Below are 15,449 nucleotides of genomic sequence, written 5' to 3' on the forward strand. Positions count from 1 at the left end.
GCGAATAACGCAAAGCTCTTCAGGCGGGAGAGGACGACGGTGATCGCCGGACTGCTGCTCGCCGCCGGAGCCGGGCGGCGCTACGGCCGTCCGAAGGCGCTCGTCGAGGTGGACGGCGAGCCGCTGGTGCGGCGCGGGGTCCGGCTGTTGATCGACGGTGGCTGCGCGCCGGTGCACGTGGTGCTCGGCGCGGGCGCCGACCAGGTGCCCGAGCTTCCCGGCGCGGTGCCGGTGCGCCACGACCGCTGGCCCGACGGGCTGGGCTCGTCGCTGCTCCGGGGCCTGGCCTCGCTACCGGCCGACGTGCCGGCCGTGGTCGTGGTCCTCGTCGACCAGCCGCTGCTCAGCCCGGTCGCGGTCCGACGGGTACGCGAGGCGTACATCGTTGGAGGGATCGTGGTCGCCACCTACGGCGGTCGGCCGGGCCACCCGATCCTGCTGGGCCGACCGACCTGGCCGCTGCTGGACCGGTACGCCGTCGGCGACCGGGGTGCGCGTGACCTGCTCCGCGACCGTCCGGACCTGGTGGTCGAGGTGCCCTGTGACGACGTGGGCGGACCCGTCGACGTGGACACCCCGGCCGACCTGCTCCGGCTGCGCCGCTCAGCGGCGTACCAGCCACCGGGGTAGCCCCTGGCTGGTCACCGCGTGATAGGTGATCATCACGATGACGGCGATCAGACCCAACAGCGGGTTGACGAACCAGCCGAGCAGGCCGCCGATCCCGTACAGGACGAGGCCGGTGACCGGTCGCAGTCGCTGCGCCCGCACGTACCCCGGGCCGACCCGGTTCTCCAGCAGCGCCGGGTGGCGGTGCAGGTAACCGAAGAACACCAGCCAGGGGGCCGACATCAACGCCGCCGACAACGCGTACAGGGCGACCGCCGCGCGCTGGTCGTCGATGTCGCCCCGGGTGAACGCGGACGCCAGCACGGCGGTGGGGAAGGGGATGATCACCGCGCCGAAGAGGATGCCCAGGTTGATCCAGCTCAACGCGAGGGTGGTCCGGCGGATCAGCCGCAGCAGCGCGTGGTGGTTGAGCCAGAGCACCCCGATGTAGACGAAGGACACCACGAAGGCGAGGTACGAGGGGCCTTCGTCCAGCAGACCGGTCAGCAGCTCACCCTCGTGGTACTCCGGCACCCGCAGGTCGATGACCAGCAGCGTGATGACGATGGCGAAGACACCGTCGCTGAAGGCGGTCATCCGGTCGGTGCCGGAGACCCGACCGGTGGGCTCGGGATGGTCGACCTCGTCGGGTGCTGCGGACATTGCCGCAGGCTAGCCACTCGACGCGGTGGCTCGCGGCGGTTTCGGCCGACCGGAACACGAACGGCCGCCCGGGGTCGCCCCGGGCGGCCGATCACACTGCCGTGTATCAGGCCACCGGCGTCGCGGTGCCGGTCGCCCGTGCCGTCGCCTGGTGGGCGCGGATCACCTCGGCGTAGCGCAGACCGCTCGCCTTCATCGTCCGCCGCTGGGTGGCGTAGTCCACGTGCACCAACCCGAAGCGCTTGTCGTAGCCGTACGCCCACTCGAAGTTGTCCAGCAGTGACCAGACGAAGTAGCCGTCCAGCGGCACGCCCCGGGCCACCGCCGACGCGCACGCCGCCAGGTGCTGCTCCAGGTGGTCGGTGCGCTCCTTGTCCTCCACCGTGCCGTCCGTGGTGACCTCGTCCGGCCAGGCCGAACCGCTCTCGGTGACGATGATCCGGCCCGGTCGGTACTCCTCGTGCACGTCGACCAGCAGCCGCTCCAGCCCCGCCGGGTACACCTCCCAGCCCATCGCGGTCTCCACCGAGCCGGGCACCGGCACCTGCCGGGCGTACGGCGCCGCTCCGGTCGGGTCGTCGACCACCAACTGACGGAAGTAGTAGTTCACCCCGAGGAAGTCGGTGGGCGTGGCGATCACCGCCAGGTCGTCACCGCGTACCGGTGGCTCGACCCCGTAGGTGGCGATCATGTCGGCGGGGTAGCCGCGCCCGTGGATCGGGTCCAGCCACCACCTGTTGACGTGCCCGTCCGCCCGGCGGGCCGCCGCGACGTCCTCCGGCCGGTCGGTCGCCGCCTCGATCGGGCTGAGGTTGAGCACCAGGCCCACCGAGGCCGGCCGGGCGGCGTTGGCGCGGATCGCCTGGGTGGCGAGGCCGTGCCCGAGCAGCACGTGGTGCGAGGCGTGCACCGCGCGGGTGAGGTCCCGCTCGCCGGGGGCCATCCGCCCCTCCAGGTGCCCGATCCAGCACACGCAGAGCGGCTCGTTGACGGTGTTCCAGTCGGCCACCCGGTCACCGAGGCGGGCGGCCACCACCGCCGCGTACTCGGCGAACGCCTCGGCGGTGGCCCGCTCCGGCCAGCCGCCGCGGTCCTGCAGGGCCTGCGGCAGATCCCAGTGGTACAGCGTGACGAACGGCCGGATCCCGTCGGCGAGCAGCGTGTCGACGAGCCGGTCGTAGAAGTCCAGCCCGGCCGGGTTGACCCGGCCGACGCCCTCGGGCATCACCCGGGGCCAGGCCACCGAGAAACGGTACGCGTCCACGCCGAGCCGACGCAGCAGCGCCACGTCCTCCGGCCACCGGTGGTAGTGGTCGCAGGCCACCGCGCCGGTGTCGCCGTTGTCGACGTTGCCGGGGGTCGCCGAGAAGGTGTCCCAGATGGACGGCGCCCGGCCGTCGACGTCGACGGCCCCCTCGATCTGGTACGCCGCCGTGGCGACACCCCAGAGGAAGTCGGGTGGCAGCTTGGACAGGTCGGGCACGGGATGGTTCTCCTCTGGGATCGGATGACTCACTTGACCGCGCCGGCGGTGAGGCCGGCGACGAAGTACCGCTGCAGGGCCAGGAACCCGACGACGACCGGGATGCTGACCACCAGCGAGGCGGCCATGATCTGGTTCCAGTAGACGTTGAACTGGGTGGAGTAGCCCTGCAGGCCGACGGCCAGGGTGCGGCTGCCCTCGTCGGTCATCACCGACGCGAACAGCACCTCACCCCAGGCGGTCATGAACGCGTACACGGTGACCGCGACGACGCCGGGCACGGCGGCCGGCAGGATGACCTGGAACAGGGTGCGCAGCGGCCCGGCACCGTCGACCTGCGCCGCCTCGTCCAACCCTCGGGGAATCGAGTCGAAGTAGCCGACCAGCATCCAGATCGAGAACGGCAACGAGAACGTCAGGTACGTGATCACCAGGCCGGTACGGCTGGCGTACAGCTCGATGCCGGTGGCGTTGCCCAGGTTGACGTAGATGAGGAACAGCGGCAGCAGGAACAGGATGCCGGGGAACATCTGCGTGGACAGCACCGTCACCGTGAAGACGCCCCGGCCACGGAACCGGTACCGGCTCACCGCGAACGCGGCGAAGATGGCGATCGCCACCGAGCAGACCGCCGCGATGCTCGACACCACCAGGCTGTTCACCAGGTACCGAGCCAGCGGCACAGTGCTCCACATGTCGACGAACGGTTGCAGGGTGGGCCGGCTGGGCCACCAGGTGAAGCCGTTCTGCACGTCCTGCAACGGCTTCGCGGCCGAGGTGACCATCACGTAGAGCGGGATGACGACGAAGAGGGTGAGCAGGGTCAGCACGATGCGCCGACCCCAGCGCTCACCGGCGGTCTCACGCATGGTCGTCCCTCCGACGGTTGGTGATCAGCAGGTACGCGGCCGAGACGATCATCAGGAACAGCAGCAGCGCCACGGACATCGCCGAGCCGGAGCCGAAGTCCCAGGTCTTGAAGGAGCTGCGGTAGATGTGGATGGAGATCAGGTCGGCCTGCTCCGGGGCGGAGCCGCCGAACAGCACGAACGGGGTGTTGAAGTCGTTGAACGTCCACAGGAACAGCACCAGCAGCAGCACCAGGTTCACCGGCCGCAGCATGGGCAGGGTGACCGAGCGCAGCCGACGCCAGAACCCGGCGCCGTCGATCGCGGCGGCCTCGTACATCTCGCCGGGCACGTTCTGCAGGCCGGCCATCAGGCACAGGAACGCGAACGGCCAGTTGCGCCACACCGACACCACCAGCAGCGACCAGAAGCTGTTGTCGCCGATCAGCCAGAACGGCCGCTCGCCCAGCAGCCCGAGCTGATCGACGAGGACGTGGTTGACCAGGCCGGTGTCGCGTTGCAGCAGGAAACTCCAGGTGATCACCGCGGCGTAGACCGGCAGGGCGTACGGGGTGAGGAACAACGCGCGCAGGATCGCCCGCCCCCGGAAGGGCCGTTGCAGCACGACCGCCGCCGAGATGCCGAGCAGCCAGGCGAACCCGACCGAGAGCACGCTGTAGGCCAGGGTGATCCAGAACGAGTGCAGCAGTTCCTTGCCGGCGGCGCTGTTCAGGTCGAGCGTCGCCCGGTAGTTCTCCCACCCCACGAAGGGCGCGGTGGACCAGTCGCGGATGTGGAACTGGGTCAGCTCCAGCATGCTCATCCAGACCCCGACGACCATCGGGATCACGTGGATGGCGAGTTCCAGCACGATGGCCGGGGCGAGCAGCAGATACGGCAGGAGCGAGCGGCGCGGGCCGCGGGGCCGGCGGGCCGGCCCTCGTGCCGGTGACCCGGCCCGGGGTTCGCGCCGGGCAGCGTCCGGCGCGGTGGTGCTGGTTGCCATCGGGGTCCTCTCGGAGTCGGTGGCCGTGGTCGGGCTCAGCACCCGACCACGGCCACCGGTGACGCCTGGGTCAGCGCATCTTCTGCTGCGCGTCGGTCAGCTTCGCCTTCACCGATGCCTCGGTGACGGGCTTGCCGCTTGCCGCGTCCGCGAACAGTTCCTTCATCGCGGTGCCGACCAGGGTCTCGAAGGTGCTCTCCTCGGGCACCTGCGGCAGCGGGGCCGCCGTGGTGACCAGGGTCTCCTGGATGGTCTTCTGCTCCGGGGCGCTGAACGCCGGGTCGGCGCCCGCGGTCTTCACCGCCGGCAGCGAGCCGTACGTCTTGTTGAGGATCGTCTGCTCCTCGTCGCTGGTCATGAACTTCACGAAGCTCAGCGCGCCGTCCTTGTTCTTGGTGTGCTTGAACACTGCCATGTTGATCCCGGCGACCATGCTGTTGACCTTCTTGCCGCCGGCCGGCGGGCTGGCCAGGAACGGCACCGGGGCCACCCCGTACGCGTCGGCGGGCATGTTCTGCGTCTTCAGGTTCGAGCCGGCGGACTGCCACAGCAGCATCGCGGCCTTGCCGTTGGCGAAGTCGGAGACCGACTGGTTCTGCGCGTACTCGGCGTTGCTCGGGTTGGTGATCTTGTCGGCGGCCATGAAGTCGATGTACCGCTTGATCGCCGACACGTTCTGCGGGGTGTCGAAGGTCGGCTTGCCGGCCGAGTCGAACCACTCACCGCCGTACTGCTGGCTGAAGGTGAAGGCGTGGTGCGCGTTCTCCGACGGGTTGGCCCCCTCGATCGCCAGGCCCCACTTGCCGCCGGTGCTCAGCTTCTTGCCGTACTCGACGACCTGCTCCCAGGTGGTCGGCGGCGCGGTGATGCCCGCGTCGGCGAACATCTTCTTGTTGTAGTACAGGCTGTACGCCATGGAGTAGAGCGGCACGGCGGCCGGCGGCTTGCCGGGGGCCCCGGCGGCGGCGAGCGCGGCCGGCACGATCCGGTCCTTGCCGCCGACGGCCTGCAGGGTGGCGTCGTCGAACTCGACGAGCGCACCGGTGGCCTGCAACGACGCCGACCAGGTGTTGCCGATGTTGACCACGTCCGGGCCCTTGCCGGAGGTGGCGGCCGCGAGCAGCCGGTTGAGCAGGTCCGACCAGGGGACCACCTCGACGGTGACCTTGATCCCGGTCTGCTTCTCGAACTTGTCCAGCTCCGGCTGGAGGATCGTCTTGTCGGCCTCCAGGCTGGCGCCCTGGTTGCTGGCCCAGTAGGTGAGCGTCTTGGGCGACGCTGCGGAGTCGTCGCCGGAGCCGCCGCAGGCGGTCAGCGATGCTGCTGCCAGTACGGCGGCGGTGAATATCCCGAGGTGTCGTCTCGACACGGTCTGCCCTTCCGGTGCGTGGTGGGGGTCCGCCGACCTCCGTCGCCGATAGGGGTCGGGCGACGGGCGGCCGGCTGCGGACAGGGTTCGGGGGTGCGCCGTCGGGGGTCCGTCGGCGTTTCCCAGGAGTTACATCACGGCTTAATTTATGTCGTCATTAAAGTTGTTGGCCGGTGGGTCGTCAAGCACGAGGCGGTTACAGTCGCCTCGAACGGCCGACGGGAACGAGGTGACGAGTGGAGCTGGCGCGTGCCACCAACCGCAGCGTGCGGCTGCGCAACAGGTCCGCCCTGCTGACCAGGCTCTTCCTCGACGGCCCGCTCACGCGGCAGGACCTGGTGCGCAGCACCGGGCTGAGTCAGCCGGCGGTCAGCAACGTGGTGGCCGACCTGATCGACGAGGGGCTCGTCGCCGAGGCCGGGGCCGCCGAGTCCGACGGCGGTCGGCCCAGCATGCTGCTGCGCATCGCACCCCGCTTCGCCTTCCTGGTCGGCGTGGACGTCGGCGAGACCCGGGTCCGGGTGGAGCTGTTCGACTTCGCCATGACCCTGCTGGCCAGCGTCGAATACCCGCTCGACCCGGCGCGTACCGAACCGGACCTGGTCGCCGGGCACGTGCTGGCCGGCATCGACGCGGTGACCGGCACCGCCGGGGTGGCCGCCGCCGACGTGCTCGGCGTCGGCATCGGCGTCTCCGGCGTCGTCGAGCAGGGCACCGAGGCCGTCGTGCACGCCCAGGCCCTCGGCTGGGACCGGGTGCCACTGGAACGGCTGATCGGCACCGGCACCGACCTGCCGCTGCACATCGACAACGGCGCCAAGACCCTCGGCCAGGCCGAGATGTGGTTCGGCGCCGGTCGGGGGGCCCGGAACGCCGTCTTCGCGCTGGTCGGCTCCGGTGTCGGCGCGTCGGTGGTGACCAACGGGGCCACCTACCGGGGCGCGTCCAGCAGCGCGGGGGAGTGGGGTCACACCACCCTGGTGTACGGCGGGCGGGCCTGCCGGTGTGGCGCGCGCGGCTGCCTGGAGGCGTACGTGGGCGCGGAGGCGATCATCGACCGCTACCGCGAGGCGCGCCGGGGTCGGCCGGTGCCGGGCGAGGACGAGGAGTCCCAGATCGCGGCCCTGGTCGACGCCGCCGCGACCTCCGCCACCGCCCGACGGGTCCTCGACGACACCGCCGGCTACCTCGGGGCCGGGGTCGCCAACCTGATCAACCTGTTCAACCCGGAGCGGGTGGTGCTCGGCGGCTGGGCGGCGATGGCGCTGGGTGACCTGCTCCCGGCCGTCCGGGAGGCCGCCGGCCGGCAGGCGCTGCGCCAGCCGTTCGGCCAGGCGTCGATCGAGCTGTGCCGACTCGGCGTCGACGCGGTGGCGCTCGGCGCGGCCACCCTCCCGATCGCCCGCTTCCTCACCGAGGGCGGCGTCCGCCGCCCCTGACCGTCCGCCCCGCCGCCTGGCCGGCCCGTGCGCCCGGCCGGCCCTTGCGCCCCCGCCGCCCGTGCGCCCCCGCCGCCCGTGCGCCCCCGCCGCCCGTGCGCCCGGGCCGCCCCTTGCGCCCCCGCCGCCTCACCCTGCCCGTCCCGGCCGTCCCCGCCCGCAAGATCCGCGCAACATCCCCGATGTTGCTGCCTCAGGGCGGTTTGAGGCAGCAACATCACCGAAACTGTGTGGATCTTGCGGTGATCGACGCGGTTCCGGATGCGGCGCCGGGAGGGGCCGACCTCGCGGGAAGCCGACTGGCGCTTGGTCGGGGGCGGTGCGTGACCGGTGTGGAGGGTCGGGGCGCGTGACCGGTGTGGAGGGTCGGGGTGCGTGACCGGTGTGGAGGGTCGGGAATTACACAAAAAGAATCCTCGGGATAAATAACGAAGTTATAGATCGATGTCTTGACGCCGTCGCAATCTCGCCGCAACACTCCTACGAGAGCGCTCTCCATCCCGCGGCGTCGCCTCGGCGGCACCATCCCCGGCGCTACGGGCGAGCCCGACCCCCATCCGTGCAGCAGTCCGTAGCCCCCTCTATCGACAGGCGATGTCATGACATCTCGCGCTACATCCGTACGCCCGCGTCCTCGGGTCGTGCGGCACCTGCTCGCCGGGCTCACCGTGGCCCTGGTCGCGGCGCTCACCCCGACCGGCACCACGGCGCCCGCGCAGGCCGCCCCCGTCCTGCTGTCCCAGGGCCGCACGGCCACCGCCTCGTCCACCGAGAACGGTGGAACCCCCGCCGCCGCCGCTGTCGACGGCAACACCGGCACCCGCTGGTCCAGTGCGTTCAGCGACCCACAGTGGCTCCAGGTCGACCTGGGCGCCCGCGCCACCATCACCCAGGTCAACCTGCTCTGGGAGGCCGCCCACGGCCGGGCCTTCCAGCTCCAGACCTCCGACAACGGGTCCACCTGGACCACGATCTACTCGACCACCACCGGCACCGGCGGCACCCAGAACCTCACCGTCTCCGGCGCCGGCCGCTACGTCCGCATGTACGGCACCGTCCGGGGCACCGGCTACGGCTACTCGCTCTGGGAGTTCCAGGTCTACGGCGAGACCGACGGCGGCACCAACGAGCCCCCGGTGACGCCCACCGACCCGTACAACCCCAACCTCGGGTCGAACACGTTCGTCTTCGACCCGAGCACGCCCACGTCGACGATCCAGAGTCGACTGAACACCCTCTTCACCCAGCAGGAGACCAACCAGTTCGGCCCGCAGCGCTACGCGGTGCTGTTCAAGCCCGGCACCTACACCGCCGACGTCAACCTCGGCTTCTTCACCCAGGTCGCCGGCCTCGGGATGAGCCCGGACGACGTCAACCTCAACGGGCACGTCCGCGCCGAGGCGTTCTGGTTCGGCGGCAACGCCACCCAGAACTTCTGGCGGGCCGCCGAGAACCTCTCCGTCACCCTGCCCGCCGGGCAGACCGTGGAGCGCTGGGCGGTGTCCCAGGCCGCCCCGTACCGGCGGATGCACCTGCGCGGCGCGCAGAACCAGATCCAGCTCTGGAACGGCGGCGACGGCTGGTCCAGCGGCGGCCTGATGGCGGACACCCGCATCGACGGGCTGGTCGTCTCCGGCTCGCAGCAGCAGTGGTACTCGCGCAACAGCGAGTTCGGCAACGGCTGGACCGGCTCGGTGTGGAACATGGTCTTCCAGGGCGTCACCGGTGCCCCCGCGCCGAGTTTCCCCAACCCGTCGCACACCGTCATCGGCCAGACCCCGCAGGTCCGGGAGAAGCCGTTCCTCTACGTGACGGGCAGCGGTGAGTACCGGGTGTTCGTGCCCGCGCTGCGCACCAACTCCACCGGCACCAGTTGGTACAACAAGACCCCGGCCGGCTCGTCCCTGTCGCTGTCGCAGTTCTTCGTCGTCCAGCCCGGCACCAGCGCCGCCACCATCAACGCGGCTCTCGCCCAGGGCAAGCACCTGCTCTTCACCCCGGGTGTGCACCGCATCACCGAGCCGATCCAGGTCAACCGGGCCGACACGGTGATCCTCGGTCTGGGCCTGGCCACCATCCAGGCCGACAACGGCACCGTGGGCATGCGGGTCGCCGACGTGGACGGCGTCAAGGTCGCCGGCATCATGTTCGAGGCCGGCACCACCAACTCGCCGGTGCTGATGGAGGTCGGGCCGTCCGGTTCGTCCGCCAGCCACGCCTCGAACCCGACCTCGCTGCACGACGTGTTCTTCCGCATCGGCGGCCCACACGTCGGCAAGGCCACCAACACGTTGACCGTCAACAGCGACAACGTGATCGGCGACCACATGTGGCTGTGGCGGGCCGACCACGCCGCCAGTGGCGTGCCGACCGGGTGGACGCTGAACACCGCCGACACCGGGCTCACCGTCAACGGCGACAACGTCACCATGTACGGCCTCTTCGTCGAGCACTACCAGAAGTACCAGACCATCTGGAACGGCAACGGTGGCCGGACGTACTTCTACCAGAACGAACTGCCGTACGACCCGCCCAACCAGGCCGCCTGGATGAACGGGTCGACCCGGGGCTACGCCGCGTACAAGGTCGCCGACTCGGTGACCAGTCACCAGGCGTGGGGGCTGGGCAGCTACAGCTACTTCAACGTCAACCCCGCGGTGGTCGAGGAGCGGTCCTTCGAGGTGCCCGTCAACCCGAACGTGCGCTTCACGAACATGGTCACCGTCTCGCTCGGTGGCGTCGGCACCATCAACCGGGTGATCAACAACGCCGGAGGCACCGCGAACGCGGCCAACCAGACGGTGTACCTGACCACCTACCCCTGACCGGGGCGCCCGCGCCGGCCCGGTCGTCTCATCGGACCGGGTCGGCCGGGTGGCACCCAGGGCCGTGCCGGCCCGGTCCCGCCGAGACCGGGCCGGCTACGGTCGTGCCAGCACCTCGGCCGCCGCCCGCTCACCGGCACGCACCGCGCCCTCCAGGTAGCCGGTCCAGCGGGTCGCCGTCTCGGTGCCCGCCCAGTGCACCCGGCCCACCGGCGTCCGCAGATGCGGCCCGTACGCGGCCCAGGACCCGGGGGTGAGCGCACCGCAGAAGCAGCCCCGCGTCCACTCCTCGGTCGACCAGTCGTACTCGACGAGGTCGACCGGGTCACCGGCGCGTGGCCCGACCACTGCGGCGAACGCCTCCAGCAGGCACCGCCGACGCTGCTCGGGAGACATCCCGCGCAGCACCGCGGCGTCCGAGGCGTAGCTGAACCCGGTCAACACGCCGAGCGGCGAGGTGGGTGTGGAGTTGTCGACCGTCTCGGTGAGCGGACCGGTGGTGCTGGTGGACACCCCGGAGAACCCGTCGGCACGCCAGAACGGCTCCGGGTAGACGGCGTGCACCTTCAGCGCCGAACCCATCGGCATCCGCTGGGTCAACCCGTCGCGCAACGCGGGCAGCGGCGGAGCGTACCGGATCCGGCCCGCCAGAGCCGGAGCCAGTGCGACCACCAGGAAGTCAGCGTTCACGCGGCCGGCGTCGGTCCACGCCGTCACCCCGTCGGCGTTCTGTTCGACGGCCCGTACCGGTGCGGCCAACGTCAGCGCCCCCGGTGGCAGAGCGGCGGCCATCCGCTCGGCCAGCGCCGGTGGCCCGCCCACGATCCGGTCCTGCTGCGCGCCGCCCGCCATCCCCAGCAGGGGCCCGGTCCCGCCGGCGCTGCGCAGGTAGAACAGCAGGTGCAACAACGACACCTCGTCCGCGCCGGTGGCCAGCAGCCCGCCGGCGAGCAACCGCCCCAGATAGTCGGCGGTGTCGTCGTCCCCGGCCGTGGCACGCAACCAGCCGCCGAGGATCGTCCGGTCCCACTGTGCGGCCTCCGGGGCCTGCCAGGGCGTGGCCGGGTCCAGCCGGGCGGCGTACTCGTCGAGCAGGCCGAGGACCCGGGCGGCCCGCGCCGGCGGCTCGGCCCGGCGCGCACCGGCCCAGAGCACGGTGGGTGCGCCGAACGCCGCCGACGCGAACGTGGCCAGCCCGTGTTCGGCGACCAACGCGTACATCCGATGCTGGGTCGGGCCGATCCACTGCGCGCCGAGGTCGAGTTGGGTGACGTCGGGTAGCCAGCGGGTCAACACCCGACCGCCCACCCGGTCGCGGGCCTCCAGCAGCCGCACCCGGGCGCCGGCACGGCTGAGTGCCAGCGCGGCGGCGAGCCCGGAGAAGCCGGCGCCGACCACGACCACCCGCAAGCCGTCGTCCACACCGGGGTCTACCCACAACCGCCGCAGGCATGACTGCGGGCTCCGGCGGCAGCGTCGCCGACACCGGGGTCGGGCGGCGCGGAGATTCTTCCGCCGGCCTGTCGATTCGAGCGGCTGCCGATCGTGTGGAAGATGAGAGGTCGGTGCGGAGCCGGCCGTCCCCGCGAGGAGGAACGATGACGTTGTACTTGCTCAGCCTTCACCAGCCGCAGGGTGAGCTGCCGCCGGACCCGGAGTTCCTGGCCGGGGTGATGCGCCGCCTCGCCGACTTCCGCGACGAGTTGACGTCCACCGGTTCGTGGGTGTTCGGGCAGGGCCTGCACGGGCCGGAGACCGCCACCGTGCTGCGTGCCCGTGAGGGCGGCGAGGTCCTGGTCACCGACGGGCCGTTCGCCGAGGGCAAGGAGTACCTGGGCGGCATCACCATCATCGACGTGCCGGACCTGGACGTCGCCCTGGAGTGGGGCCGCCGCTACGCGGTGGCCACCACGTTGCCGATCGAGGTCCGCCCCTTCCACGGCGGGGTCGGAGACTGACCGTGCCGGACGTGGAGGCGGTGTTCCGCGCGGAGTACGGGCGCGCGGTCGCCGTCCTGGTCCGCCTCCTCGGCGACATCGACCTCGCCGAGGAGGCCGTCCAAGACGCTTTCGTCATCGCGGTGGCGCGGTGGCCGACGACCGGCCCGCCGCCCAGCCCCGCCGGTTGGATCATCACCACCGCCCGGAACCGGGCGATCGACCGGCTGCGCCGGGAGGCGTCCCGGGACGACCGACACGCCGAGGCGTCCCTGTTGTTCGCCGCCGACGGCATCGTCGAGGAGGGACCCGTGCGCGACGACCGGTTACGACTGATCTTCACGTGCTGTCATCCGGCGCTCGCCCCGACCGCCCGGGTCGCCCTCACCCTGCGCCTGCTCGGCGGGCTGAGCACCGCCGAGATCGCCCGGGCCTTCCTGGTGCCGGAGCCGACCATGGCGCAGCGGCTGGTCCGCGCCAAGTCGAAGATCCGTCACGCCCGGATCCCGTACCGGGTGCCGCGCGACGCCGACCTGTCCGACCGGCTGCACGGCGTGCTCGCGGTGCTCTACCTGATCTTCAACGAGGGGCACACCGCCAGTGCCGGGCGGCGTCTGGTCCGCGCCGAGCTGTGCGTGGAGGCGATCCGGCTGACCCGGCTGCTCGTCGAGCTGATGCCGGACGAGCCGGAAGCCCTCGGTCTGCTCGCACTGATGCTGCTCACCGAGTCACGCCGCGCCGCGCGGACCACACCCGACGGCGACCTCGTGCCGCTGCCCCGGCAGGACCGGGGCAGGTGGGACGCCGCGCTGATCGCCGAGGGGCAGACGCTGGTCCGCCGCTGCCTGCGCCGTGACCGGCCCGGGCCGTACCAGATCCAGGCCGCGATCGCCGCCGTGCACAGCGCCGCGCCGCGCGCCGCCGACACCGACTGGGGTCAGATCCTCGCGTTGTACGACCACCTGACAGCCGTCGCGCCCAGTGCCGTCGTCGCGCTGAACCGGGCCGTCGCGCTCGCCGAGGTCGCCGGACCGGCGGTGGCGCTGACCGAGGTGGATCGGCTCGACCTGGACGGCTACCACGTACACCACGCGGTTCGGGCCGACCTGCTGGCCCGGCTCGGGCGGGACGCGGAGGCCGTCGACGCGTACCGGACCGCCGTCGCGTTGACCGACAACGCTGCCGAACGGGCCTTCCTCACCGCCCGCGCGGCGGCCCTGACGCCGCAGTGACCCTGGCGGACGCTACTGGCCCGCCGCCGTCGACCGGCGCGTCGGCTGGCCGGGAACGGTCGGCGGGTCGGCGATGACACCCGCCATCACGTCCTCGACATTGGGCACCTGGGCGAGTTCGCCCAGACCCTCGACGTAGCGCAGCAACCGCAGTTGCATGGCCGCCAGCTCCGCGCGGCACTGCGCGTCGTCCGGCCAGGCAGACTCGGGCCCGTCGGGGTTGGCCTGCTCCCACGCCCTCAGGCGCGGGTGCCAGGTGGCGAGGAACGGCCGAAGCTCATTGTTGAGCATGGCGATCCCGAGGTGCTCGACCGTCGGGCGACCATTGGTCCGAATGGTCGGCGCCGCCTGGCTCAGCACCTCCCTGGTGATCGCGAACAACTGGTAGAGCGACGTCAACGCCTCCCGGACCAGGCCCGTCCCGGTCGCCAGCGGCTGACCGGACACCCGGGTGACCGCCTCCACGAACAGCCGCCAGGCGGTCTGCTTGTTGTCCCGGGTGACCGCGAACCGCAGCTCGCTGAACTGCGGAACCGAGACGGTCACCTCCGCCAGCTGGAAGAACCGCGAGTATGCCGACGCCACCACGGCCGCGACGCCACCCGCCGTCGTGCCGCAGAGGGCGAAGAGGGCGGGCCCGGTCAGTCGACTGGCCAGGTACACCGCCAGCCCCACGGCGGCACCCGCCACCAGGCCCAGGGCGATGTGGAACCACCGGGAACCACGCCAACGCATCAGCATTCCTGCATCGTCCCAGACATTCACCACTGTGTGTCGTCGGTGTCCGGTTCGCTCGACGGCGCGGCCACACCTGGCGGGCGCGTTTGCGGGCGGACGCGCCGGGAACCCGTGCGGCCCGGCCACGGGTCCACCCGTGGCCGCAGTCGGATGGAGGCGGCCATGGCGTACCGTCCGACCGTCGCCGACAGGGTGCCCGACGTGTCCACCCTCACGCTCGGGGTGGAGGAGGAGTTCCTGCTGCTCGACCCGGACACCGGGCGCAACCTGCCGGTGGCCGACCGGGTGCTGGCCGCGCTGCGCGGCCCCGCCCGCGACCAGAGCCGCCAGGAGTTCCGGCACAGCATGGTGGAGATGGTCACGCCGGTCTGCGCCGACCTCAACGAACTGCGCACGCACCTGGTGTCGTTGCGTCACGCCGCCGCCGAGGCGGCCACGGCCGCCGGGGCCCGACTGGTGGCCGTCGGTGCCACCCCCGTGGCCGAACCGCACCTGACGGTGCCCGACCGGCCGCGCTACCACGCGATGTCGCGCCGGTACGGCCCGGTGGCGCACGACCCGGCGGTCTGCGGCTGTCACGTGCACGTCGGCCTGCCCGACCGGGAACTGGCCGTGCAGGTCTGCAACCACCTGCGTACCTGGCTGCCGGTGATCCAGGCGATCACCACCAACTCGCCGTTGCACGACGGGCGCGACACCGGCCACGCCAGCTGGCGGTCGATGCAGCTGGAACGCTGGCCCAGCATCGGTCCGACACCGTACTTCGACTCCGCCGCCGACTACGACCGGACCGTGGACGAGCTGATCGCCGCCGGTGTCATGCTCGACGCCGCGATGGTCTACTGGTACGCGCGGCCGTCGTCGGCGTACCCGACGGTGGAGGTGCGGGTCGGCGACGTCAGCTCGGACGTGGACGACACGGTGCTCGTCGCCGCACTGGTCCGGTCCCTCGTCGCCACCCTCGCCGACGACGTACGCGCCGGGGTGACCGCGCCGCACACCCGGGACTGCCTGGTCGCCGCCGCGCACTGGCGGGCCGCCCACCACGGCCTCGACGGTGAACTGATCGACCTGCGCGCCGGCGGCACCCGACCGGCCTGGGTGCTCGTCGACGAGCTGATGGCGGTGATCGCCCCGGCCCTGCTGCGCCACGGCGACCTCGGCTACGTGTTGGCGCACCTGGCCCGGCTGCGTCGCGACGGGACCGGCGCGGCCCGGCAGCGCCGGGTGCTGGAGCGTACCGGTGACCTGCGCGCCGTGATCGACGACCTGGCCGCCCGCACGGCCGCCGCCTGACCGC

Annotated in this window: 13 protein-coding genes; 6 read left to right on the forward strand and 7 right to left on the reverse strand. The window is 71.7% G+C overall.

Going from position 1 to position 15,449, the window contains the following annotated elements; genetic code table 11:
- The first annotated feature begins 39 nt into the window (after nt 1-39).
- Nucleotides 40-630, forward strand: a complete 591-nt coding sequence (locus O7617_RS27625; RefSeq protein ID WP_282259137.1) for a nucleotidyltransferase family protein — start codon at nt 40-42, stop codon at nt 628-630.
- Here O7617_RS27625 and O7617_RS27630 read toward each other — a convergent pair.
- The 5 genes from O7617_RS27630 to O7617_RS27650 all read right to left on the reverse strand — a co-directional run bounded on the left by O7617_RS27630 (nt 604) and on the right by O7617_RS27650 (nt 5,978).
- Nucleotides 604-1,272: a TMEM175 family protein gene (locus O7617_RS27630; RefSeq protein ID WP_282259138.1), complete on the reverse strand. Its 669-nt coding sequence runs from the start codon at nt 1,270-1,272 to the stop codon at nt 604-606. The two genes, O7617_RS27625 and O7617_RS27630, sit on opposite strands and share 27 nt — an antisense overlap.
- A gap of 106 nt (nt 1,273-1,378) precedes the next feature.
- Nucleotides 1,379-2,755, reverse strand: a complete 1,377-nt coding sequence (locus O7617_RS27635; protein ID WP_282259139.1) for a GH1 family beta-glucosidase — start codon at nt 2,753-2,755, stop codon at nt 1,379-1,381.
- Between the two features lie 29 nt (nt 2,756-2,784).
- Nucleotides 2,785-3,624 carry a carbohydrate ABC transporter permease gene (locus O7617_RS27640; protein WP_145781198.1) on the reverse strand — a complete coding sequence of 280 codons (840 nt, stop codon included), beginning with the start codon at nt 3,622-3,624 and terminating at the stop codon, nt 2,785-2,787.
- Nucleotides 3,617-4,609: a sugar ABC transporter permease gene (locus tag O7617_RS27645; protein ID WP_282259140.1), complete on the reverse strand. Its 993-nt coding sequence runs from the start codon at nt 4,607-4,609 to the stop codon at nt 3,617-3,619. Before O7617_RS27645 ends, O7617_RS27640 begins: the two co-directional genes overlap by 8 nt.
- A 70-nt stretch (nt 4,610-4,679) precedes the next feature.
- On the reverse strand, nt 4,680-5,978 hold the full coding sequence (locus tag O7617_RS27650; protein ID WP_282259141.1) for a sugar ABC transporter substrate-binding protein: 1,299 nt from the start codon (nt 5,976-5,978) through the stop codon (nt 4,680-4,682).
- Between the two features lie 236 nt (nt 5,979-6,214).
- Between O7617_RS27650 and O7617_RS27655 the strand changes: the two genes are divergently transcribed.
- The gene (locus O7617_RS27655; RefSeq protein WP_282259142.1) at nt 6,215-7,417 is read left to right on the forward strand and encodes an ROK family transcriptional regulator; all 1,203 of its coding nucleotides are present in this window, start codon (nt 6,215-6,217) and stop codon (nt 7,415-7,417) included.
- Nucleotides 7,418-8,016: 599 nt separating this feature from the next.
- Nucleotides 8,017-10,242, forward strand: coding sequence for a discoidin domain-containing protein (locus O7617_RS27660; protein WP_282259143.1), 2,226 nt, complete (start codon nt 8,017-8,019; stop codon nt 10,240-10,242).
- 96 nt (nt 10,243-10,338) lie between these two features.
- On the opposite strand, the gene O7617_RS27665 is transcribed toward O7617_RS27660, so the two are convergent.
- On the reverse strand, nt 10,339-11,664 hold the full coding sequence (locus O7617_RS27665) for an FAD-dependent oxidoreductase (RefSeq protein ID WP_282259144.1): 1,326 nt from the start codon (nt 11,662-11,664) through the stop codon (nt 10,339-10,341).
- 176 nt (nt 11,665-11,840) lie between these two features.
- Here O7617_RS27665 and O7617_RS27670 point away from each other — a divergent pair, with 176 nt between their 5' ends.
- Together O7617_RS27670 and O7617_RS27675 are read left to right on the forward strand one after the other, a co-directional pair.
- Nucleotides 11,841-12,200: a YciI family protein gene (locus tag O7617_RS27670; protein ID WP_282259145.1), complete on the forward strand. Its 360-nt coding sequence runs from the start codon at nt 11,841-11,843 to the stop codon at nt 12,198-12,200.
- A 2-nt stretch (nt 12,201-12,202) separates the two neighbouring features.
- On the forward strand, nt 12,203-13,411 hold the full coding sequence (locus O7617_RS27675) for an RNA polymerase sigma factor (protein WP_282259146.1): 1,209 nt from the start codon (nt 12,203-12,205) through the stop codon (nt 13,409-13,411).
- A gap of 12 nt (nt 13,412-13,423) precedes the next feature.
- Here the strand turns inward: O7617_RS27675 and O7617_RS27680 are convergent, their stop codons facing one another.
- Nucleotides 13,424-14,152 (reverse strand): hypothetical protein, encoded by a 729-nt coding sequence (locus O7617_RS27680; protein ID WP_282259147.1) that lies wholly within the window; start codon nt 14,150-14,152, stop codon nt 13,424-13,426.
- A 159-nt stretch (nt 14,153-14,311) separates the two neighbouring features.
- Here O7617_RS27680 and O7617_RS27685 point away from each other — a divergent pair, with 159 nt between their 5' ends.
- A complete protein-coding gene (locus O7617_RS27685) occupies nt 14,312-15,445 on the forward strand; it encodes a glutamate--cysteine ligase (RefSeq protein WP_282259148.1) in 1,134 nt (377 codons plus the stop codon).
- The last annotated feature ends 4 nt before the right edge of the window (nt 15,446-15,449 follow it).

Origin of the sequence: Micromonospora sp. WMMD1155 (assembly GCF_029581275.1) — a bacterium.
GTDB lineage: Bacteria > Actinomycetota > Actinomycetes > Mycobacteriales > Micromonosporaceae > Micromonospora.

Coding starts and splice junctions, on each gene's coding strand:
- O7617_RS27630 (WP_282259138.1), bottom strand. CDS start 1,272: ATGTCCGCAGCACCCGACGAGGTCGACCATCCCGAGCCCACCGGTCGG.
- O7617_RS27640 (WP_145781198.1), bottom strand. CDS start 3,624: ATGCGTGAGACCGCCGGTGAGCGCTGGGGTCGGCGCATCGTGCTGACC.
- O7617_RS27645 (WP_282259140.1), bottom strand. CDS start 4,609: ATGGCAACCAGCACCACCGCGCCGGACGCTGCCCGGCGCGAACCCCGG.
- O7617_RS27660 (WP_282259143.1), top strand. CDS start 8,017: ATGACATCTCGCGCTACATCCGTACGCCCGCGTCCTCGGGTCGTGCGG.
- O7617_RS27670 (WP_282259145.1), top strand. CDS start 11,841: ATGACGTTGTACTTGCTCAGCCTTCACCAGCCGCAGGGTGAGCTGCCG.
- O7617_RS27680 (WP_282259147.1), bottom strand. CDS start 14,152: ATGCTGATGCGTTGGCGTGGTTCCCGGTGGTTCCACATCGCCCTGGGC.
- O7617_RS27685 (WP_282259148.1), top strand. CDS start 14,312: ATGGCGTACCGTCCGACCGTCGCCGACAGGGTGCCCGACGTGTCCACC.